This window comes from Pantoea vagans (assembly GCF_004792415.1).
GTDB lineage: Bacteria > Pseudomonadota > Gammaproteobacteria > Enterobacterales > Enterobacteriaceae > Pantoea > Pantoea vagans.
This window is the reverse complement of sequence record NZ_CP038853.1, coordinates 2,375,864-2,397,809: the sequence shown is the minus strand read 5'-3', so window position 1 is coordinate 2,397,809 and position 21,946 is coordinate 2,375,864. Positions and strand designations below refer to the sequence as shown.

General features: G+C 52.5%; 16 protein-coding genes and 2 pseudogenes. All 18 read left to right on the top strand.

Annotated features, from left to right (window positions below):
• Positions 1–2 precede the first annotated feature (2 nt).
• The 18 genes and pseudogenes from EGO56_RS11200 (at position 3) to EGO56_RS11115 (ending at position 21,810) form a co-directional block, all read left to right on the top strand.
• On the top strand, positions 3–1,157 hold the full coding sequence (locus EGO56_RS11200; RefSeq protein WP_135909131.1) for a DUF2169 family type VI secretion system accessory protein: 1,155 nt from the start codon (positions 3–5) through the stop codon (positions 1,155–1,157).
• Positions 1,150–2,412 carry a Tle-like phospholipase domain-containing protein gene (locus EGO56_RS11195; RefSeq protein ID WP_135909129.1) on the top strand — a complete coding sequence of 421 codons (1,263 nt, stop codon included), beginning with the start codon at positions 1,150–1,152 and terminating at the stop codon, positions 2,410–2,412. Before EGO56_RS11200 ends, EGO56_RS11195 begins: the two co-directional genes overlap by 8 nt.
• Positions 2,409–3,137 (top strand): ankyrin repeat domain-containing protein, encoded by a 729-nt coding sequence (locus EGO56_RS11190; RefSeq protein WP_238348975.1) that lies wholly within the window; start codon positions 2,409–2,411, stop codon positions 3,135–3,137. Before EGO56_RS11195 ends, EGO56_RS11190 begins: the two co-directional genes overlap by 4 nt.
• A gap of 330 nt (positions 3,138–3,467) precedes the next feature.
• Positions 3,468–7,454 carry an RHS repeat-associated core domain-containing protein gene (locus EGO56_RS11185; RefSeq protein WP_238348973.1) on the top strand — a complete coding sequence of 1,329 codons (3,987 nt, stop codon included), beginning with the start codon at positions 3,468–3,470 and terminating at the stop codon, positions 7,452–7,454.
• 3 nt (positions 7,455–7,457) lie between these two features.
• The gene (locus EGO56_RS11180) at positions 7,458–7,709 is read left to right on the top strand and encodes a hypothetical protein (RefSeq protein ID WP_135909118.1); all 252 of its coding nucleotides are present in this window, start codon (positions 7,458–7,460) and stop codon (positions 7,707–7,709) included.
• Between the two features lie 260 nt (positions 7,710–7,969).
• Positions 7,970–8,824, top strand: a pseudogene (locus tag EGO56_RS11175) (RHS repeat domain-containing protein); the annotation flags it as partial.
• A gap of 38 nt (positions 8,825–8,862) precedes the next feature.
• Positions 8,863–9,297 carry a type IV secretion protein Rhs gene (locus EGO56_RS11170; protein WP_238348968.1) on the top strand — a complete coding sequence of 145 codons (435 nt, stop codon included), beginning with the start codon at positions 8,863–8,865 and terminating at the stop codon, positions 9,295–9,297.
• Between the two features lie 132 nt (positions 9,298–9,429).
• Positions 9,430–9,788 (top strand): annotated as a pseudogene (locus EGO56_RS22695) (immunity protein Tsi6 family protein).
• A gap of 142 nt (positions 9,789–9,930) precedes the next feature.
• On the top strand, positions 9,931–11,022 hold the full coding sequence (gene tri1 / locus EGO56_RS11160) for an ADP-ribosylarginine hydrolase Tri1 (protein WP_135909116.1): 1,092 nt from the start codon (positions 9,931–9,933) through the stop codon (positions 11,020–11,022).
• Between the two features lie 350 nt (positions 11,023–11,372).
• Complete coding sequence (dgcN, locus tag EGO56_RS11155; protein ID WP_135909114.1) at positions 11,373–12,380, top strand: N-acetyltransferase DgcN; 1,008 nt, start codon at positions 11,373–11,375, stop codon at positions 12,378–12,380.
• Position 12,381: 1 nt separating this feature from the next.
• A complete protein-coding gene (gene dgcA, locus EGO56_RS11150) occupies positions 12,382–13,347 on the top strand; it encodes an N-acetyl-D-Glu racemase DgcA (RefSeq protein ID WP_135909113.1) in 966 nt (321 codons plus the stop codon).
• Between the two features lie 15 nt (positions 13,348–13,362).
• Entirely contained in the window at positions 13,363–15,225 is a 1,863-nt protein-coding gene (locus EGO56_RS11145) for an ABC transporter ATP-binding protein (protein ID WP_135909111.1), read from the top strand.
• A gap of 25 nt (positions 15,226–15,250) precedes the next feature.
• On the top strand, positions 15,251–16,792 hold the full coding sequence (locus tag EGO56_RS11140) for a glutathione ABC transporter substrate-binding protein (protein ID WP_135909109.1): 1,542 nt from the start codon (positions 15,251–15,253) through the stop codon (positions 16,790–16,792).
• Between the two features lie 82 nt (positions 16,793–16,874).
• Positions 16,875–17,807: an ABC transporter permease gene (locus EGO56_RS11135; protein WP_135909106.1), complete on the top strand. Its 933-nt coding sequence runs from the start codon at positions 16,875–16,877 to the stop codon at positions 17,805–17,807.
• Positions 17,804–18,688: an ABC transporter permease subunit gene (locus EGO56_RS11130; RefSeq protein WP_135909104.1), complete on the top strand. Its 885-nt coding sequence runs from the start codon at positions 17,804–17,806 to the stop codon at positions 18,686–18,688. Before EGO56_RS11135 ends, EGO56_RS11130 begins: the two co-directional genes overlap by 4 nt.
• Before the next feature lie 2 nt (positions 18,689–18,690).
• Complete coding sequence (locus EGO56_RS11125; protein WP_135909102.1) at positions 18,691–19,734, top strand: DmpA family aminopeptidase; 1,044 nt, start codon at positions 18,691–18,693, stop codon at positions 19,732–19,734.
• Positions 19,731–20,552, top strand: coding sequence for a M55 family metallopeptidase (locus EGO56_RS11120; protein ID WP_135909101.1), 822 nt, complete (start codon positions 19,731–19,733; stop codon positions 20,550–20,552). The genes EGO56_RS11125 and EGO56_RS11120 overlap by 4 nt, the downstream gene beginning before the upstream one ends.
• Positions 20,553–20,901: 349 nt before the next feature.
• Positions 20,902–21,810, top strand: a complete 909-nt coding sequence (locus tag EGO56_RS11115) for a LysR family transcriptional regulator (RefSeq protein WP_135909099.1) — start codon at positions 20,902–20,904, stop codon at positions 21,808–21,810.
• Positions 21,811–21,946 lie beyond the last annotated feature (136 nt).

Here is a 21,946-nt window from a genome sequence, read left to right as displayed (position 1 = left end):
TTATGGAAAACTTTGCCAATTTAACAGCCTTTCCTGCATTACTCTTTGATTCCTTAGATCAACACGACCACGGCTTTTCAACAGTCGTTGCCCGTCTTAGCTATGATCTGGATATAAAAAGTGGCGAACTGGTTTTCTGTGAGGATCAGGGTGAGCTGGTTGAGCAGGACAGCTATTTCGCTGAGCAGGGCCGGAGTAGTGTCCGATTTGAAAGCGATTTGGCCCCCTATAAACCACGTATGGATGTGGTCATTAATGCGACGGCCTGGGCACCTGAAGATAAGCCAGTAAAAAGTTTTACCGCTGGCGTTCAGTTAGGGGATTTTACCCGTCTCATCAAAATTAATGGGCCGCGTGAATGGCGAAAGATGATTGCGACCTGGCAGCTGAGTGAATCTCAACCGATAACATCGCTGGATCTTCGCTATGAATACGCCGCGGGGGGATTCTACTCTTCAGAAGGTGAAAAAATTATTGCCTCTCCGGTAAACAGTGTTGGGATGGGATGGTATCCTCCCGAAGTACTGAAAAACCTGAAAGCCCAGCGCCTGACTGCCCCACAGATCGAGTGGCCAACACAGCCAGTACAAAAAATTGATCAACAGTCATCACCTGCGGGTTTTGGCTTTTTTGGACGGGGCTGGCAAGGAAGGATTGAACTGGCTGGACGCTACGATGAAAAATGGCGAAAAGACCGTCATCCTTTGCTGCCGCAGGATTTTAACTTTGCTTACTGGAATGGCGCGCATCCCTTAATGCAATTTCCCCTACCGGAACCACTCAAAAGTGTACCTGTAACGCTGCGTTATTTTATTTCATCCCGTGAGATTGAGAATCAGCAAATTCATTTGCAGGTCCCCGTGGAGTCACTTTTTGTCTTTATTACCACGGAGAAAGGGGCTGGAGTGGCAAAAGATATGGTCCTTGATACGCTGGTTATCGACCTGAATGAGCGAAAAGTACATTGTAGCTATCGTACTGTAATTTCGGAACTTATGGAGCCGGCCATGACCGAACTGCGTTTCATCAAAGCGGAACAACGCCAGCAACAGCTGGAGCTTGCCGCAAGCCATAATAGTCACTCTGCTTCACGCCAGTTTGTGCCGTTACCACCGAGTCTGTTGGCGAAATTACACCAGGTGAAAACGAATGGCTGAAAATTACGCTGCCCGTAAAGATGGTGCATACAAAGTAGTAGGCATGGCACCTGACCTTTGTTTTACGCCGGGATCGCAATCTCCCGTCCCCTATCCTGTACAGACCACGCTTGGCTCATCTGCGTCCACAATCAATTCTGTCAAATTTAATGGGCATCCTGCCTTTGTATTCAATCAAAGTTTTGTGCCCAAAACGATTGGAGATGCAGCAGGAACTAACAAGGGTGTTACCAGCGGAACGGTGGAGGGCAATTGTTGGCCGATTGAACACAGTCCTGATACCAACATAGGCGGTTTCAGAATTATCAGAGTTCAGGATATGTTTTTCATGAATGGCAGTTTCTTGCCAGGCATGCTCGGAATGTCCAAAAGTCAACGATGGAAATATCGTAAGCATCTGATTGAATTAGGAAAGAGCAGTAGCAACAAGGATGTGCAGGCTGCAGCAAATCGTCTCGAACTGGATAACACCGCCGTTGAAAAAGCTCGTTTAGCCTCAGTGATTTATGATGGAGGAGATCCATCGGAACCAACTCCCGGTATGCCTGAAGGATGGACTGATATAAGTAATGATTCAGAGGCATTAAGTAAAATAAATTTGAAACCTGAAAATCTTATTGCTGACGGGGCTCCGGGGTTCAGAGCCAGAGTTTATGCGCCGGATCCGGCTGTATTTGGTGATGATATGAAAACATCTGTCGTTTTCCGAGGTACAAGGCAGAGTGAGATTGAAGACTGGAAGGCGAATTTCAATCAGGGAGTTGACAAAGAAACGGGCTATTATAGTCAGGCGGTTAAGATCGGCTCGCGTTTATCTACAGCGGATAACGTTGATGTTGTAGGGCACTCTCTGGGCGGTGGGTTAGCATCTTCTGCGTCAGAAGCGGGGAAGGTTAAAGGATGGACATTTAATGCTGCAGGATTAAACCAGAATACTGTCTCACGATATTCCGGTTCACCGGGTTCCGGGGATGCAAAGAATATCGATGCATTCAGAGTGAAAGGAGAGATACTGACTGATGTTCAGGAGAATAGTCCTGGAAGGTTGCTGGAGTTTGGAATGAAGTATGGGCCAGGGCTGGCTATGTTAAAAGCTTATATTGCAGGAAAGGCGCCTGACTCTGTAGGTATCAGGCACAATCTATCCGGCGGAGAAGGCAATCCTGTCACGTTGCACGGCATGGAGCAGGTGATACATTGTCTGGAGTTAGAAAAGAGCCACGATATAGCAACGATTACAGGAGGAAAAATTTGAACATTCTAAGAAAGATGATTTTTTTGCCTTTTTTATTTTCGTTTTTAACATTACAGGCTTGTGGTGATATGAAAAAGATCCATCCGGAAGAATATTTCTCAGGCAGTCAGTTACAACTCGCGCAGGCAATTGAAGATGGTAATGTTGATGAGGTGGAAAAGTTATCAACGCAGACTGATCTTAATAAACCTGGCGAGAAGGATTTGACGCTTTTGTATTATGCCCTCAGTGAAGCTTCAAAAAAGGACGTTAACAGACTCAATGTAATGAGTGTTCTGGTAAAGCATGGCGCCGATCCTGTTCAATACGTTGCCGATATGGGTTCTGTGGCAAGTAACACAGCGGGATATTCAGATCCTGCTTTTGTCAAAGCATTGATTAAAGGAGGGATGGATAAAAATGCGAGATTTGACAGCACGCCGATAATATTTTATGCAACTAATGAAAAAGCCTTCCCGACTCTGAAATATCTTGTAGAGATTGGTACTGATGTCAATGCAAAAGATAGCTTAGGTCAAACGGCAATTTTTCAAGGTCTGTATGGTCAACAATATGATCAGGTTGAATACCTTCTCAATCATGGCGCCGATGCAAATATTACTGATGTTAACAATGTAACTTTTAATCAGCTACTGGATAAAGTAATGAGTAATACAAATAAAGATAATGTAAAAGCTATTGATAAGTTGAAAGAGATAAAAGCGCTGGCACAAGCAAACCGATAGGGTTTTGGGACAGGCTGAGTGGTATGGGTTAGTTGCACTAAAATCGTCAGACTATTTTAGTGCAACTAACCCATACCACTATAGTCAGACTACAAAAACAGCGTCACTGTCACTATTCGGAATAAGTTCTTTGATTCTGCATCGGCTAGCCTTTGTGGCAAACTCTGGTTACTGCGCTTTTATTCTCACCTCGCTCCCGCAATGATTAAATGCAGACTGGGCTGACTTTTCATATTATCGCGCCGCCTGATGTGATCATCTAATTTCCGGCTAAATTCGTTTTATCAATACCTTTATTCTTCATCCTGTAAATATTCGCACGGAGCTCCAATGGCAACCGGAAATACGATTGGTAAATTACAATATGCGCCTGCGCCACAAGGCCATGTGGCGGCGGGCAGTGCCAACCCGCCGAAAAAGAAAAGCTGGTGGAGCAGTTATGGCGACTGGGTTCATACCGGTCTGGACGTGTTAGGCGCAGTTCCAATTGTCGGCACGGTGGCTGATGGCGCGAATGCTGCAATTTACACCGCAGAAGGCGATTATGGTAACGCAGCACTTTCAGCTGCATCGGCGGCGGCTAACTTTGTACCCGGTGGTGGGGCAGCGTTTAAAGCCGGTAAGCTGGCAGCAAAGGCTGGTAAAGCAGTAGAAGCCGCGAAAGTGGGCAAGGGTATTGTAAAAGAAGGTGCTGAACTGGCAGAAAAAGCAGCCGTCAAAGCTGAAACAACCGCCGCTAAAGCTGAAGCTAAAGCCGCTAAAAAAGAAGCTAATGAAGCTATCAGCGCTAAGAAAGCGGGTAGCGAAAAGGGAGGCAGTGACAAAGGACATGCGCAGAAAAAGACTGAGCCGTGCAAAATTCCGGCAAGGCCTCTGCCGCAAGTCGATATGGCGATTGGCAGTCCGGTTAACCCTGTACTGGGTATCAAACTGCTGTTCGGCCCTGAAGATAATGATTTCTCTTTTCCAGCCTCGGTCCCTCTTAACTGGCAACGCTACTATTTTTCCGATGAAATCGGCAATGGCTGGCTGGGACAGGGCTGGTCACTGCCCATCTCACAGGAAGTGCGTAAGAAAAATCATCTGCTGATATTGATCGATGAGCAGGGGCGCGAAATAGAGTTTCCTTATCCTGATACAGGACGCAGGCCACAACTTCATCGTTACGAACAACTCTATATCTCACAGCCACAGGCAGAGGAATTCTGCATTTCCGACGCAGATGAAAGTCAGCACTGGCACTTTACACATAAAGCTGAATCTGACCGCTGGCTGCTATCCGCCATCAGCGACCGTCACGGCAACCGCCTTATTATTCGTTACAACATTCTGCATCTGCCGGTGCAGATTGAAGACAGCGCCGGACGTCGTTTTAATATCAACTTCTCTCAGTTTGAATCGGACACGGGGAGCGCTTTTTTCCGTATCACCAGCGTCAGCGTCTGTTATCCGTCTGATCCTCTGAATGCCGAAATTCTGTGCCGCTACGATTATTCACCTCAGGGTGACCTGATTACCGTGCGCAATGAGCTCAACGAGGTGCTGCGTGAATTCCGGTACCGTAACCATATTATGGTGGCGCATCGCCGCGCGGGCGAAATGGAGTGTTTTTATCACTATGACACCTATGCTCCTGAAGGAAAGGTACTGGCACATCGCGACAGCCTCGGCGGGGAATGGCGTTTTGAATATAGCAGTCAGACTACAACGGTCACTGATGCACTGGGACGCGTGACACGCTATGACTTTGACGACAATAAGGAACTGGTTGGCTATCAGGATGCGATGGAAGGGCATATTCGTATCAGACGTAATGCCCGCGGTCAGATGACACAACTCACCGACCAGAGCGGCCGAATTACACGCTACCGCTATGATGAACGCGGCAACTGTACGGCCATCATTGAGCCAGATGGTCAGACTACACGTTTTGATTATCACGAACGCTGGAACACGCCGGTTCGTGTGATCAACATGCTGGGCGGCACACGTGAATTTATCTACGACTCAGCAGGAAACTTAATCCGTTTTTCGGATGAGATAGGACGCATTACAGAATACAACCATGATGACCGTGGCAATCTGGTCAGGGTACGTGATGCTGCGGCGGGCATACAAACGTTATGCTGGAACCAGGCCAACTTTCTTATCAGTCATACCGATTGCTCAGGTCGCACATCGACATTTGACTATGACAAATATGGCTGGATGAAGCAGCAGACGGATGCGGCAGGAAATCATACCCGGTTCTATAACCAATGGAATGGCCTGCCCCAGCGTATTGTGCATGCCGATGGTGGAACGGAAAGCTTTGAGTTTGACCGCTGGAAACGTCTGATTTCCTGGCAGGATCCTCTGGGGCAGGTTACGCGCTGGACGCTGGCTGCTGATGGCTTGCCGCTATCACGCACTGATGCACTCGGCCACAGCATTGGCTACGAATACGATCTGGCCCGTCGCCTGACCATACTGATTAATGAGAACGGTGCGCGATATACCTTTCGCTACGATGCCCGGAATAACCGGGTGGAGGAGCGCGGGTTTGATGGTTGTAAAACGCGTTATAAATATGATGACAGTGGCTGGCCGCTGGCTCGTATTGAAGAAGGCGATGGCAGCGGGCAGGTAATCCACTCCTACTACCAACGGGATCCCGCCGGGCGATTGCTGGAGAAACTGGTGTCGCGCGGTGGAGATGCCACATGGCAACGTACCCGCTATCGTTACGATGCACTGGGACGCCTGACTGCAGGTGTCAATCACGGCGGTCGCTCTGAGCTGGAATGGGACGATGCCGGGCAGTTACTCGCTGAGCGGACGCTGGTTCGGGGTCACCGTTACGAACTGCGCCACAGCTATGATGAGCTGGGTAACCGGACGCACACTATCTTACCGGATGGGCGGGAACTAAAGCATTTTTACTACGGCAGCGGACATCGGGTCCAGGTTAACTTTGGTAACCGGGTCATCAGTGAAAGCGAACGTGACGTTATGCACCGTGAAGTGCATCGCACCCAGGGCGCAATCACCAGTGAATATCTGCACGACGAGATGGGAAGGCTGATAAGCCAGCGTGCTGGCCGTGGCGCGCAGTCAGCGGTGGCACGCGAGTATGTCTGGCGGCACGATGGCCAGCTGACGCAGATGACGGACAAATACACGGGCGATTATCGCTACGAATATGACGCCCTGGGACGGATGACGCGGGCACGTGATGAGCATTTCACCTTTGATCCGGCACACAATCTGCTGAGTGATTCGCAGGCGCAGCCCCTGCAGGATAACCGACTCAGGGTTTATGAAGATAAACGCTGGACCTATGACGGCTTTGGTAATGTGACGCGCAAACAGAGTGGCCGCCACACAGACCAGCGGTTTATCTGGAACGCTGAACATCAGCTGACCGAATCGGTGAGCATCCGAAACGGAAGCGAGCAGCGAACCACCTACGGCTATGATGCGTTTGGACGTCGAAGCTGGAAACGCGATGCTTTTGGTATCACGCGCTTTATCTGGGAAGGCAATCGCCTGCTGAGTGAGGTGAGAGGCTCGCGTCAGCACCTCTGGATTTACGAGGATGACAGCTTTGCTCCCCTGGCGCAGATCAGTCTGCAGCAGGGCGAGACGGAGCATGAAGCTGAGGTTAACTGGTATCACAACGATGTGTCTGGTCTGCCACGAGAGCTGACCGGTGCTGATGGCAGTGTGGTCTGGCGTGCTGTCTATCGTGCCTGGGGTAATACGCTGCGCACAGAGCAGGCCGCAGTGGAGAATACAGAGCCGGTTTATCAGCCACTGCGCTATCAGGGTCAGTATTTCGATGCGGAAACAGGTTTGCACTATAACCGCTTTCGCTATTATGATCCGGATGCGGGCAGGTTTGTGAGCCAGGATCCGATAGGGCTTGCTGGTGGGGTTAACCTTTATCAGTATGCGCCGAATCCGCTGAGTTGGGTGGATCCGCTGGGTCTTACTAAATGTTCGGCAGGGAAAGATAATAGTGCTCACAATGCAGCGGACTATCAGAAGCTTAAAGATTATTATACCCAACATGAAAAATATGGTGCTGGGGGCGTAAAAAAATTACAGAATGGCCGTTATCGTTTTTATGACGACATAAAACCATCTCGAAACCCAGGTGAGATGAAAGGTGCTAGGTTAGTCAGAGAATGGGATCCTTCTACAGGTAATAAACGTACATGGTATGAAACGGTAGACCATGCTGAAAATATAAGAAGTGTGGCTCCAAAACCTGTTACTCATGAGAAGAACCATCATATATTTGATATTGATGGCAATTATAAAGGAAGGAGGTGATTTTTGAGTATTAAAATTCAACGTATTGATATAATTGATAAAATATCAGATATATTGGCAGGTAATGCTAAGAGAGATGATGTGTCTGAATGGGCATTTAATATTTTTGATGATGACTCATTAAGATTAGAAGATCCCATTATTTTAAAATACTTAAAATTGCTAGGAGCTGTGGATTTACCTTCTTCAGATCGGGATTTTTTATATACGGATGATGATCTTCGCCACTGGATAAACGAAATTGAGAATGAATAATAAAACGGAAGCGATCTTAACGATCCTTCTGTCTTTTTAATTTTAGCTGTCTGCGGTCAGAATCAGTCACCCATATTCAACCTTCATGGTTTCCTTTTGACCGACCTCAAATCTCATCTCAGTCAGCGACTTCCCGGTAATATGTCCCGTTTCTTCTGAACGTAGCGGGCCACTTCCTCATGCAACGAGGCCATGCTGAGATCGTTGAGGATCAGCAGCATCGTGACACCAGGATAACCGACTCAGGGTTTATGAAGATAAACGCTGAACATCAGCTGACCGAATCGCTGAGCATCCGAAACGGAAGCGAGCAGCGAACCACCTACGGCTATGATGCGTTTGGACGTCGAAGCTGGAAACGCGATGCTTTTGGTATCACGCGCTTTATCTGGGAAGGCAATCGCCTGCTGAGTGAGGTGAGAGGCTCGCGTCAGCACCTCCGGATTCACGAGGATGACAGCTTTGCTCCCCTGGCGCAGATCAGTCTGCAGCAGGGCGAGACGGAGCATGAAGCTCAGGTTAACTGGTATCACAACGATGTGTCTGGTCTGCCACGAGAGCTGACCGGTGCTGATGGCAGTGTGGTCTGGCGTGCCGTCTATCGTGCCTGGGGTAATACGCTGCGCACAGAGCAGGCCGCAGTGGAGAATGCAGAACCGGTCTGGCAGCCGCTGCGCTATCAGGGTCAGTATTTCGATGCGGAAACAGGTTTGCACTATAACCGCTTTCGCTATTATGATCCGGATGCGGGCAGGTTTGTGAGCCAGGATCCGATAGGGCTTGCTGGCGGGGTTAACCTTTATCAGTATGCGCCGAATCCGCTGAGCTGGGTGGATCCGCTGGGGTTGAGTAGATGTAAAGATAGTTACGAACAAGCTAGAAACAAAGCATTAAAATGGCTTGAAGAAAGAGGCTTTAAGGCTGAGAAAGTTAATACTGGAAAATTCGGCGCTACTAAAGGCAAGCCTGTAGGAATGACAACCGCTGACGGCAAAACTGGATTTAGAATCGAGTATGACGAGCGTAGCGGCGCTCATATAAATGTATTCAGTGGAAAAGAAAAAGGTGAACACTATCTTTTTGAAGCGACAGAATCATCAGTGAAAAGACTATAAAAATTGTTTAACTTACCGTCAAAGTCGTGGAGAGGAAAATGAATTTAGAGCAAGAGGTATTGTTGGCGATGGATAATTTTCATCCCAAGCCAACAATAATTAATGAATGGGAGCCAATTGCTGATGTGCTCTCTGAGTCGTTTAATTGGAAAGGCTCAAAAATAGACTGGAAGTGTTTGGAGTTACATATTGATAAGCCGATTGATTTCAAATCTACCCAAATTGAAAAAGAAGTTGAAGAATTCATTAAAGAAAGTGGGTTATATAAATTTATAAATGAGGGTGAGATAATTTATTATGTTAATGACTCGTCGCTTGATTTTGCAGTTTCGCTTGGTTCGAAAATATTCCTGTCTTTTGTGATCTATGTAATAGATAACATCCCTCAGCATCATTATTTTTTTGATGAGGGAGCGAATTGGTGTTTTGCTATTACTGCAGAGGGTTATCTTGACTTTGGTGTTAAGGGTTAATTCTAATGGTTTTTTATATTAAGTTACTATAGAGTGAGCTTTTGGTTGGTCTTTATATATAAACAAGTTGGGACTAGTAATTTTTAATTTAGATCTGCCTTTGCTCTCAAACGAGAATGATACATTTTGGTTATGATAAATAAAGGAGAATATACCGCTCTTGACTACATTAACGATGCTATTGATATCACTAATCAAAGAGCCTTAGATAAGCCTGATTTTACAGTTTTTCAGGTTGCTCTGAAACAGCTTGTTTATGTAAAAAAATATTAACTGGTGAAGAAAATGATAAAAGTGTTCTGCATAGTATGAATCTGGGGAGTCTGGCTTCCAAAGAGTTTGATACAACTGACCCAGAGCTTGCTAAACATCTTTCAAACGCAAATTATATTGCCTCTCAAATAGGTGCTGGGCTAAAAGTTAGCCTTCCTCATCAAACCGATCCAGAATATGAAAAACGTAAAAAAAGATATTTAAAACCCCGGAATTAAATGGGTATTGATATATTTATGTTTAATAAGAGCGTAAGTAAATAAAATGCGGTGATGATATAAAATTTATTCCTGTTTATTTAATTTCATTTGGTTGTGTTCTTTCAATTTTGTTGAGGATGTAAATTTATAAGAAGGTTCTATGATTGATCTTAGGTCTGATGATGATGTGCTTTTCATTTATGCCAGACGTTACGCTCATTTAATACCCCAGGCGTCACGGCAGTTGATGAATAGAATGTCTTATGAACAAAAACCTTTACGCGCTAAACCTGAGGACGCTCTCAAGCCAGAATGGGCAAAATCTTTACCTCAGAAAATTACTGATGAACAGGCATTAGATAAATGTCAGGGCGCTTTAATGGGGTTGGCGGTTGGAGACGCTATAGGCACAACGCTAGAATTTATGCCAAGAGATAAAGCTCGCGTTGATGACATGGTTGGCGGGGGACTTTTCTCTCTTAAACCCGGTGAGTGGACTGATGACACCTCAATGGCGCTGTGTCTCGCTGAAACTTATATTGAAAGCAATAAATGTGATATTACATTGTTCCGACAAAAGCTACTCAACTGGTATAAGGATGGGACAAATAGTTCTAATGGCGTATGCTTTGATATAGGTAATACAACGCGCTATGCACTTGAGCAGTTTGTCCTTCATGGACCAACCTGGATGGGGAATACTTCTCCTGAGACTGCAGGGAATGCAGCATTAATTCGCCATGCACCTACTGCTATTTTCAGAAGGAAATCGTTTATTGCCGGTTGGCGAGATGCGATACTACAGAGTGAGGCTACACATTGTGCCGCAGAGTCTATAGATAGCTGTCGCTTTTTTAATGTTATGCTTCATTACATCTTAAATGGTTACAGTAAGAGTGAGAGCTTTGCTCCTCATCTTATGGGATCAACATTACGTGTATTGATCATCAATGCCGGTGAATATAAAGAAAAGCATCGTGATCAAATCCGTTCTTCTGGCTATGTCATCGACACCCTGGAAGCAGCATTATGGGCCGTCTGGCATACAGACAATTTCAAAGATGCCATTCTGCTGGCGGCAAATCTTGCTGATGATGCTGATAGTGTAGCGGCGACGGCAGGTCAGCTAGCGGGCGCATTGTATGGACTGTCAGGCATTCCTCAGGAATGGGTTAATAAAATAGTCGATAAAGACAGAATTCTTTCGATGGCAGAAGAGCTGTTTCACCTTGCACCGGAAGAAACGGATTAATTCTGACATCCTGTATTTCAGTAGGTAATTCGCTGATATAACCCGGCAGGGTCGCTGGCATTCGTCATGAATGCTCTCACCAGCGGCCCGGCGTCAGTTACTCCGTAAGCCATTTTTTCCCCTTGCCCATATCCATCTCTCCACCTCCAACACAATCTTTTTCCTATGACCCACCCCTCCATTTACTTCATTCCCTGTCCCAAACCCCCTGAAAAACCCACCCATCATCACTATTACCTCTGGCTATAACCTGCCGTTATACCCTCCTGCTAAACAAGCATTCGTCACCTTTCAGAACGCATGAAATAGTGGTTTCAGAACCTGATCTTTTGGCTGAAACGAGAGACAACATGCTAATCCCACAACCCTATTTACTCTTTCTTGGCGATGTTACCGATCCCCTTGCGGCAAAAACGGCGCGCGGTATTCATATCTGGCGGCCTGAGCAGTGCGTTGGCGAAATTAAACTGCCGGGCTGCACGGTCAGTCTGGGTCTGGATGAACTGGATATTCCCGGTGCCAAAGCGCGCGGTGCGAAAACCCTGGTGCTGGGTACGGCCAATGCCGGCGGCTATCTGCCAGCGCACTGGCTGGAAACCATCAAAAGCGCCATCAAAGCAGGCATGAATGTTGCCAGTGGTCTGCACCATCGGCTGGTGGATGAGCCGGAACTGGTCGCGCTGGCGCAGGCTTCTGGCGTCGAGCTGTTTGACCTGCGTCATATGCGTCCGGCGCTTAATGTTGGCAGCGGCAAGAAGCGCACAGGTAAGCGCATCCTGACCGTCGGCACGGACTGCTCAGTAGGCAAGATGTACACCTCCCTGGCGCTGGAAGCGGCGATGCGTGCGCGCGGCCTGAAGGCTGATTTTCGCGCCACGGGGCAGACCGGCATTCTGGTCGCAGGAGAGGGCATTGCTGTGGATGCGGTCATCGCTGATTTTATTGCCGGTGCAGCAGAAGCGCTGTCACCGGCGAATGACGCTGATCACTGGGATATCGTCGAAGGGCAGGGCTCGCTGTTCCATCCCTCTTATGCGGGCGTCAGCATGGGGCTGATGCACGGTGCGCAACCACACTGGCTGGTCATGTGCCATGAAATGGGACGTCCTCATATGCGTCATCTGCCACACCAGCCAATGGTCAGCCTGCAGGCGTGCGTGGAAGCCAATCTGCGTGCCGCACAAGTGACCAGTGAGTCTGTTCAGCTGGCGGGCTTTGCGATCAACACCTCCAGTTACAGTGAAGAAGAGGCGCTCGCTTATTGCGCCGAAATCAGCGCGGAGTTCGGCTTACCGGCTACGGATCCTGTGCGTTTTGGTATTGATGAGATCGCCGCACTGCTTCAGGAGCGTGGCTGAAATGCGACAGTTGCAGATTGAGGTGGTGGAGCTGCCGCTGGCGCGACCCTTTGCTATCGCACGCGGTACCCGCACCGCCGTGACGGTCGTCCGGGTCACGCTGGAACAAAACGGGTTCATCGGGCAGGGCGAATGTACCCCGACGGCCCGCTACGATGAGACGCCCGACAGCGTTCAGGCCCTGCTCGAAGCGATTCGTACTGAGGTGGAATCGGGCCTGAGCCGTCACGATCTGCAACACCACTTACCGGCCGGTTCTGCGCGCAACGTGCTGGACTGTGCGCTATGGCGACTTGATGCCGCACGGGCGAATCAGACGCTGTGGCAAAAGAGCCAATGTGCTCAGCCACCGTCGGTGGTGACGGCAGAGACCCTTAGCCTTGATACGCTGGAAAACATGGCTATCGCGGCGGCAGATGCCGTCTCACGTGGTGCCATCCTGCTCAAAATTAAGCTCGACCGCAGTGAGATTCTGGAAAAAATGGCGGCGATCCGCGCGGCGGCACCGCATGCCACGCTCATTATCGATGCCAATGAAGCCTGGTCGGGGCTGGAACTGGAAAGCCTGCTGGTGGCACTGAAAACCTTCAACATCGCGATGGTGGAGCAACCCCTTCCCGCGGGGCAGGATCATGACCTGCAACGCTTTAAGCATCCCATACCGGTCTGTGCCGATGAGAGCTGCCATACGCGGGCGGATATTGCCGGATTACGCGACCGCTACGAGATGGTCAATATCAAACTGGATAAGTGCGGTGGCCTGACCGAAGCGCTGGCGATGGTGGAAGAAGCCCGCGTCCACAAAATGCGCATCATGGTCGGTTGCATGCTGGGCTCGTCACTGGCGATGGAGGCGGCATTGCCCGTCGCGGTTAACGCTGAATTCGTTGATCTGGACGGCCCCATCTGGCTTGCCGCCGACAGTTCTCCTTTTCTGAGCTACTCCCAGGGCCGTATCTGGCTATAACACTTTGAGGCGACGATGACGGACACACAACGTACTTCCCCGGCAACCCGCGCGGCCTCGCCATCTCCCGTGCTGGCGATTCAGGACCTTAACGTCTCATTTCATGGACGCAGCGGTGAGAATCAGGCACTCAAGGGCATCAGCTTTGCCATTAATCCGGGTGAAATTGTCGCCGTGGTGGGTGAAAGCGGTTCAGGTAAATCGGTCACGTCGCTGGCGGTGATGGGTCTGCTGTCCGGCAATGGACGTGTCGATCGCGGCAGCATGCAGTTTCGTGATCGCAGCGGAAACCTGCACGCGTTAGAAACCCTGGACGAAGCACAGCGCCGCACGTTGCGTGGCAATGAAATGGCGATGATCTTTCAGGAGCCGATGACCTCGCTGAATCCGGTGCTGCGCATTGACGATCAGCTCACCGAGGCATTACGCGATCATCAGCAGTGCGACAGAAAACAGGCCCATGCCCGCGTACGTGAACTGCTGCGACAGGTGCGTATCGCCGATGTAGACCGCGTGATGAAAAGCTATCCGCACTCGCTGTCCGGCGGCATGCGGCAGCGTGTGATGATTGCGCAGGCGCTGGCCTGCGATCCGCAACTTCTGATTGCCGACGAGCCTACCACTGCGCTGGATGTCACCGTACAGGCGCGCATTCTCCATATTCTGCGTGAGCTGCAACGTGAGAAACAGATGGCGGTGCTGTTTATTACCCATGATATGGGCGTGGTCGCGGAAATCGCCGATCGCGTGGTGGTCATGCTGCGTGGCGAAGTGGTCGAGCAGGGAACCGTGTCTGAGATTTTTGCCTCCCCGCAGCACGCTTATACCAAAGCGTTACTGGCGGCCGTACCCAGACTCGGCGATATGCGGGAGCACGCATGGCCGCATCGCTTTCCTCTGCCTGGTGCGCGGGATGCTGCGCAAAGCGAACAGCAAACCGCTCGCTATGACACGGCACCGCTGCTGGATGTGCGTGGGCTGAAAGTCTATTACCCGATTCGCAGCGGCATTTTATCGGGCCTGACGCATCATGTGCATGCGGTGGAGCAGATTGATTTCACGCTGTGGCCGGGTGAAACCCTGGCCATCGTGGGTGAAAGCGGCTGCGGCAAATCGACAACCGGACGGGCGCTGATGCGCCTCATCAACAGTGACGCTGAAAGCATTCATTTTGAAGGAAAGGAGATCTCTGACCTGAAAGAGGCAGAGTTCCAGCCGCTGCGCCGTGAAATCCAGATGGTGTTTCAGGATCCCTATGCGTCTCTGAATCCCCGTCTGACAGTTGGGTTCACCATTGCCGAGCCGTTGCTGCTACATGGCATGGTCTCTTCGCTTGAACAGGCTTCTCCACAGATCGATGCGCTGCTCAAGAGCGTCGGCCTCCTGCCTGAGCACGCGCGTCGTTATCCGCACGAATTTTCTGGCGGTCAGCGTCAGCGTATTGCCATCGCCCGCGCCATGGCGCTGAAACCGAAAGTGATTATTGCGGATGAAGCGGTATCAGCCCTGGACGTCTCGATTCAGGCGCAGGTGGTGAATCTGATGATGGACCTGCAGCAGCAGACGGGCGTGGCATGGATCTTCATCTCTCACGACATGGCGGTCGTCGAGCGCATTGCGAATCGCGTCGCGGTGATGTACCTCGGCCAGATTGTCGAGCTTGGCCCGCGCCAGTCGGTCTTTAATCAGCCGCAACACCCCTATACCCGGCGTCTGCTGGCCTCCGTGCCGGTCGCCGATCCAGAGAACCGTCAGCCCCGTCTTTTCGATGACAGCGAAATCCCTTCGCCGTTACGTAAGGTGGGCGAAACGGTCACTAAACCCCGTTATCGCCAGGTTGCGCCCCTGCACTGGGTCGCTGACGGCATTGCATTGTAATTATCCTCAACGCCCAGGAGAATATATGAAAACGCTGTTTCGCCGTACTTCGCTGGCCCTCGCATTGACGACGACGCTGGTCATGACTGCGCAGGCACAGGATCTGCGCATCTCCATGTATGCCGATATTACGGGACTGGATCCGCACGACACCTCGGATAATGTCAGCTACTCGGTGCAGAGCGGCATCTTTGAGCGGCTGTTCCAGTTTGATCCGCAGATGAAGCTGCAGCCCTGGCTGGCGACCGGTTATACCTCCAATGACAGTGCCACCGAATTTACGCTGACGCTGCGCAAAGGCGTCACCTTTCAGGACGGTACCCCGTTTGATGCGGACGCTGTCAAAGCTAACCTTGATCGGCTGGCAGACCAGAAAAAAGGGCTGAAGCGTAACAGCCTCTACAAGATGATCGATAAGGTCACGGTGCTGGCACCCGACCAGGTAAAAATCGATCTCAATCAGTCGTTCGGCGCCTTTATCAACACGCTGGCGCATCCTTCGGCGGTGATGTGGAGCCCGTCCGTTCTTAAGCAATATCCGGACGAAGCGCAGTTGCGGCTGCATCCGGTGGGAACCGGTCCGTTTAAATTCGTCAACTGGACACCGGGCAAAGCGGTCACTCTGGCAAAGTATGATGGTTACTGGCAGCAGGGATGGCCTAAAGTCGACCATGTGATCTTCTCGCCGAGTCCGGAAGATGCGACCCGCGTCGCCGCGTTAAAATCGGGGCAGGTGGATGCCATCTGGCCATTGCCGTCAGACCTGATCGCGGCGGTGAAGCAGGACAGTCACCTTTCGATTCAGCGCGACCCCAGCATCTATCTCTACTACATGGCGATCAACACGCAGCATAAGCCGCTGGCCGATGTGCGGGTGCGTCAGGCCATCAACTATGCGATTGACCGTAATCTGTGGCTGAAAGTGGCCTTTGCCGGACTGGGCAAACCGGCCACCTCCGCGATGCCGGAAGGGGTGCAGTTTTATCAGAAACAAACCGACCCTGACTATCGCTATGCACCGGACGAGGCTAAAGCGTTGCTCAAAGCCGCGGGCTATCCGAATGGTCTGGATCTTAAGCTCTGGGTGACCAATGCCACGGCCAGCGTCCGTGCCGCACAGGTGCTGAAAGCGCAGCTGGCCACCGTGGGCATTCGTGCCACCGTAACACCGATGGATTCCGGCACGCGCAACGCGAAGCTGTGGGGCGTAAAGGATCCGAAAATGGCGGAGTTTGACCTCTATTATGGCGGCTGGTCGACCTCTACAGGCGACGCCGACTGGGCGCTGCGTCCGCTGTTTGCCACCGAATCCTGGGTGCCGACCTCCTACAACGTCTCCTACTTCAGCAACCCGGATGCAGACAAAGCGATTGCGGCCGGACTGGCGACCGCCGATCCGGCAAAGCGCGGCATCGCCTATGCACAGGCGCAGACGGTGTTGTGGAAAGAGGCACCGGTGGCGTTCCTTGGCACGCCAGACAACCTGGTGGGCAAGCGCAACACGCTGAGCGGCGTTTCGATGCTGCCTGACGGCAATTTGCTGTTCACTCAGGCGTCCTTTAAATAAGACGGTTCCTTCTTCATCGTCCCCTGTCCGGAACCGGTCGGGGACGTGAGGAGGCCAGTCGCACCTCATTTCAGGGAATGGCATGTTTGCATACATCCTTCGCCGATTGCTGGAGATGATCCCGGTTTTGCTGGTGGTCTCGTTGCTGGTTTTCGGTTTTATCAAGCTCATGCCGGGCGATCCGGCGCGCATTTATGCCGGACCGGATGCGCCCATTGAGGCGGTCGAGGCGGCGCGTCAGCATCTCGGGCTGAACGACCCGCTGCCGCAGCAGTATATCCACTGGATCGGCAGCCTGTTGCAGGGCGATCTGGGCACGACCTATCGCACCCAGCAACCGGTGCAGGAAGTGATCAGGGAGGGCTTTATGCCGACGCTGTGGCTCGCCTTAGCGGGTTTCACCTGGTCCGTTATGCTCGGATTGTTGTTTGGCGTGATGGCGGCCCTGAAACGGGGGAAATGGCAGGACTGGACGCTGATGAGCGTAGCGGTCGGCGGCATTTCGATGCCGGCCTTCTGGCTGGGGCTGCTACTGATCCAGTTCGTCGCGATGCCTTTCGGGCTGTTCTCCGTCAGCGGCTTTAACAGGGCCAGCGATATTGTTCTGCCCGCCATCACGCTGGGTTCATCGGTGGCAGCGGTCATGGCGCGCTTTACCCGTTCGGCCTTCCTGGAGGTGGCGCAGGAAGATTACGTGCGTACCGCTAAAGCCAAAGGGCTGCGCAACCGCCTGGTGACGTGGAAACATGTGATGCGCAATGCGCTCATCCCGGTGATTACCATGCTGGGTCTGCAGTTCGGTTTTCTGCTGGGCGGATCCATCGTCGTGGAGAGTGTTTTCAACTGGCCGGGATTAGGCTGGTTACTGATTGAATCGATCAAAGCGCAGGATCAGCCGGTGATTCAGGCGCTGGTGATGCTGTTCGTGTTTGAGTTTATTGTCATTAATCTGCTGGTCGATCTGCTTTACGCGGTGGTCAATCCGACCATTCGTCTGCGACAGGAGCCGAAATGAGTAGTCAATCGCTGACCGAAAACCCGCCTCAGATCATTCGTTCGCCGTGGCGTGATTTCCTGCATGCCTTTGTGCGTAACCCGCTGGCGCTGGTCTCTGGTGGTTTTGTGCTGCTGTTAATGGTGGTGGCGATTTTTGCCCCCTGGCTGGCACCCTGGGATCCCATGGTCCCGGACTGGATGGCGCTGTCGTCGCCGCCTTCCACGGCACACTGGATGGGGACCGATGAGCTGGGGCGCGACCTGCTCAGCCGCATTATCTATGGGGCGCGTATCTCGCTCTATATCGGCGTGCTGTCCGTGACGATGGGCATGCTGGTCGGGGTGATGCTGGGTTTACTGGCGGGCTATTACGGCGGTTGGATCGATATGCTGATCATGCGCGGTGCCGACGTCCTATTCGCGTTTCCCGGCATGTTGCTGGCCATTGCGGTAGTGGCGCTGCTGGGAACGGGTCTGAACAACGTCATTATCGCGGTTGCGGTCTTCAGCGTACCGGTATTTGCCCGTATCGTGCGGGCGTCGACGCTCTCTCTGAAGCAGGCTGCCTATGTTGAAGCCGTGCGCTGTGCCGGTGCGCCAGACCGCGTGATTATTCTGCGGCATATTCTGCCCGGCACGCTCTCCAGCGTGATTGTCTATTTCACTATGCGCATCGGCACCAGTATTCTGACGGCGGCAGGTCTGAGTTTTATCGGACTGGGCCCGGAGCCAGACGTGCCGGAATGGGGCAATATTCTGGCAATGAGCCGTAGCATGATGATGGCCGGTGCCTGGCACATGAGCGTATTTCCGGGGCTGGCGATCTTTATCACCGTGCTGGCATTTAATCTGCTTGGCGACGCACTGCGTGACACGCTCGATCCTAAACTCAAGGGCTGACGATGGATTTCCAACAATTGCAGCGCGACCTGCTGCTGAAGCGCTGGCGTGACAGGCGTCAGCTTGGGCAACCGCGAAGCGCATGCGGACCCACGAATCGCATCAGCGATGTTGCGGGTGTGCGTGTCGGACATGACACGCTGAATGAAGGTGAAAAGCAGACGGGCGTCACCGCTATCGTACCGCCGGGCGACAATCTGTTTATCACACCGCTGCCGTGCGGAGCTGAGGTCCTGAACGGCTTTGCGAAACCCGTCGGACTGGTGCAGATAGAGGAACTTGGCGTGCTTCAGACGCCGATTCTGCTCAGTAACACGCTGGCGGTCGGCACGCTGTTTACCGCGCTGGTGCGGGAGGCTATCCGTCGTAACCCGGAACTGGGACGAACGTTACCCACGGTCAACCCGCTGGTGCTGGAGTGCAACGATGGCTGGCTGAATGATATTCAGGCGCTGGCTGTCAGTGAGATGATGGCGCAGGCGGCGCTGCAGACGGCCTCCGCTGACTTCGCACGCGGCAGCGTCGGCGCGGGACGCGGGATGAGCTGTTTCAGCCTGAAAGGGGGCATCGGCACCGCCTCGCGGGTGATTCCCTCGCTCAGCGCCACGCTTGGCGTGCTGGTGCTGGCCAATTTCGGCGCACTGGAAGCCTTAACGATCGATGGCGTGCGGGCGGGGGAGATGATTGCGCCGCTGCTGACGGGGCACACATCGCAGCTGGATGCCGGTTCTGTCATCATCATTATGGCCACAGATGCACCGCTGGATGCCCGTCAGCTGAAGCGCATCGCGAAGCGGGCCGGTGCCGGTCTGGGACGGCTGGGCAGTTACTGGGGCCACGGCTCAGGGGATATCGCGGTGGCGTTTTCCACGCAACCGCTGCCGCAACCGCCGCAGGACGACACGCTGGAGCCGCTGCTTGCCGCGGCAGCAGATGCAACTGAACAGGCGGTACTGGATGCCTTACTTAGCGCCGAGGCCGTTACCGGCTTTCGCGGTCACCATCGCCCCTCACTGACGCAGATTCTGGACAGGTTAACCTCATGAAAATTTTTATCTCGGCCGACATTGAAGGTATTGCGGGCGTCATGCGCCCGGAGCAGTGTACACTTGGTCACCCGGAGCATCAGATCGCCCGTGGTCTGATGGAGCAGGAAGTGAATGCCGCGATTGAGGGGGCGTTCGCAGGCGGGGCAACGGAAGTGGTGGTAGCAGACAGCCATGCGCAGATGACCAATTTACGTGCGGAAAATATCGATCCCCGCGCCCGACTGGTGCAGGGCAAACCTCGCTGCCTGTCGATGGTGGAAGGGATAGAACAGCAGCGGTTCGACGGACTGTTTCTGGTGGGGTTTCACAGTGCAGCAGGTGAATCCGGCGTACTGGCGCATACCATTAACGGTCGGGCATTCTGGCGAATCCATATCAATGGCCTGGTGATGGGCGAAACCGATATCTATGCCGCCGCCGCCGCTGAACAGGGTACGCCATTGCTGCTGGTCACCGGCGACGATCAGTTACAGAGCTGGATAGCGGACCACTACCCGGCGGTCGATTATGTCTGTGTAAAACGCGCCATTTCGCATACCTGCGCGGAATCCATCAGTCCACTGGCGGCACAGCGTGCGATCGCGGCCGCAGCGAGCGCTGCACTGCAGCATCCTTCTCAGGTGAACACGACCCGCCTTACAGCGCCTTACGCTATGCGGCTTCAGGCCACAAAACCGGTGCTGGCCGATCTGTTCAGCCTGATCCCTGGCGTCACGCGCCTTGACGCCGTTACCGTGGGCTATCAGGCGGAGAAGATGGAGACGTTAATCAGCTTACTCAGTGCCTTCTCCTATCTGGCGAGTACCCAGTCGTAGCGACATCATTCCAGGGCTGCCTGTAACGTCAGCCCGTTTATCCCGCCTTTCTTTTCGCCTGATATCTGTACATATGCCCCATCCCCCGGACGAGTCAGGATCGCTGCTGGCTTCAGCCTGATGAACCCATACTTCTGAACCAAAGCTGCACCACGGCAGCGCGAGCCCCGCTCTCTGTAGAGGCTTCAGACGGGACTGCCGGATGCAAAAAGGTGCGTGACAGGTCGCTGAGCCTGCGCTGGTTTTGCGGTACAGTTTTTGCAACAGGGGAACAATTACTTTCACTCTCCGCCGGTGCAGCCTGTCGGAGAGGCCTCCGGGTCCGGTATTCCATCCAGGGTAAATCATCATGCGGCTCCGCCATATAGAGGTCTTTCAGGCCATCGTACAGACCGGCAGCATCAGCGCAGCGGCGCGGCTGCTGAATGTGTCGCAGCCGAATATCAGCCGTGTGCTGAATCACGCTGAACAGCAACTGGGATTTGCGCTGTTTGAGCGACGTATACAGGGAATGAGCGTGACAGCAGAAGGGCGACGACTCCTGCCTGAAATCGACGATCTCTGCCAGCGCCTGCAATCCATTACCCAGCTCACCGAACAGCTGCGGCGTGGTGAAGGGCAGTTAGTGCGCGTTGGCGCGGCTCACGCCTTTGGTCAGATGGTGATGGCCCCGGCGCTGGTCACGTGGCGGCAACAGATGGCTTCGGTCAGTGTCGAACTGGTCACCGAGCACTTCAGTACCTTATGCCAGATGATTCTGGACAATCAGCTCGACTTCGCGCTGGTCTTCGGTCAGCAGGTCGATGCGGATTTGCTGGCTGAACCTCTTTTTCAGTCTTCCATGGTGGCGCTGCTACCGCGTCATCATCCCCGGCATGAACCCGTTACGCTGCAATGGTTATGCGACAATAATTTACTGATGATGCAGGCGCAGGATCCTCTGGGACGCGTCCTGCATCGTGCGCTGCGTGATAAGAAACTGAATCCCGCCGTGTCGTTATCGATCAAAACCTATTCGGTCATTGCAGATATGGTGCTTGCAGGCGGCGGCGTGGGCGTCGTGGACCTCTTCACCGCCTGTCGCTATGCCGAACAGCTAAAGCTGCTGCCCATCGCGCAACCTCTGCCGTTTGAAGTAATGCTGATCAGCCGTCGTGACCAGCCTCAGTCGCAGTCTACGCTGCAACTGAAGCAGGTGATCCGTAACAGACTGTGGGAGATAGCCCGGCAGTGTGAGACGCAGTTCATGGGGGGCTGAATACGTGCCGATTTCGGGTGAAGAGCAGGTGAGAGGGTGGCGCTTAAGTTGCATCAGATTTGTTCACCGGGTTTTGGAGAATAAAAGAGCGGAGCTGGAACAACAGACCTTTTTTAAGGTGATGATTCCAGCGTTG

Coding starts and splice junctions, on each gene's coding strand:
- EGO56_RS11120 (WP_135909101.1), top strand. CDS start 19,731: ATGAAAATTTTTATCTCGGCCGACATTGAAGGTATTGCGGGCGTCATG.
- EGO56_RS11170 (WP_238348968.1), top strand. CDS start 8,863: ATGAATTTAGAGCAAGAGGTATTGTTGGCGATGGATAATTTTCATCCC.
- tri1 (WP_135909116.1), top strand. CDS start 9,931: ATGATTGATCTTAGGTCTGATGATGATGTGCTTTTCATTTATGCCAGA.
- EGO56_RS11115 (WP_135909099.1), top strand. CDS start 20,902: ATGCGGCTCCGCCATATAGAGGTCTTTCAGGCCATCGTACAGACCGGC.
- dgcA (WP_135909113.1), top strand. CDS start 12,382: ATGCGACAGTTGCAGATTGAGGTGGTGGAGCTGCCGCTGGCGCGACCC.
- EGO56_RS11135 (WP_135909106.1), top strand. CDS start 16,875: ATGTTTGCATACATCCTTCGCCGATTGCTGGAGATGATCCCGGTTTTG.
- EGO56_RS11125 (WP_135909102.1), top strand. CDS start 18,691: ATGGATTTCCAACAATTGCAGCGCGACCTGCTGCTGAAGCGCTGGCGT.
- dgcN (WP_135909114.1), top strand. CDS start 11,373: ATGCTAATCCCACAACCCTATTTACTCTTTCTTGGCGATGTTACCGAT.
- EGO56_RS11145 (WP_135909111.1), top strand. CDS start 13,363: ATGACGGACACACAACGTACTTCCCCGGCAACCCGCGCGGCCTCGCCA.
- EGO56_RS11140 (WP_135909109.1), top strand. CDS start 15,251: ATGAAAACGCTGTTTCGCCGTACTTCGCTGGCCCTCGCATTGACGACG.
- EGO56_RS11200 (WP_135909131.1), top strand. CDS start 3: ATGGAAAACTTTGCCAATTTAACAGCCTTTCCTGCATTACTCTTTGAT.
- EGO56_RS11185 (WP_238348973.1), top strand. CDS start 3,468: ATGGCAACCGGAAATACGATTGGTAAATTACAATATGCGCCTGCGCCA.
- EGO56_RS11195 (WP_135909129.1), top strand. CDS start 1,150: ATGGCTGAAAATTACGCTGCCCGTAAAGATGGTGCATACAAAGTAGTA.
- EGO56_RS11130 (WP_135909104.1), top strand. CDS start 17,804: ATGAGTAGTCAATCGCTGACCGAAAACCCGCCTCAGATCATTCGTTCG.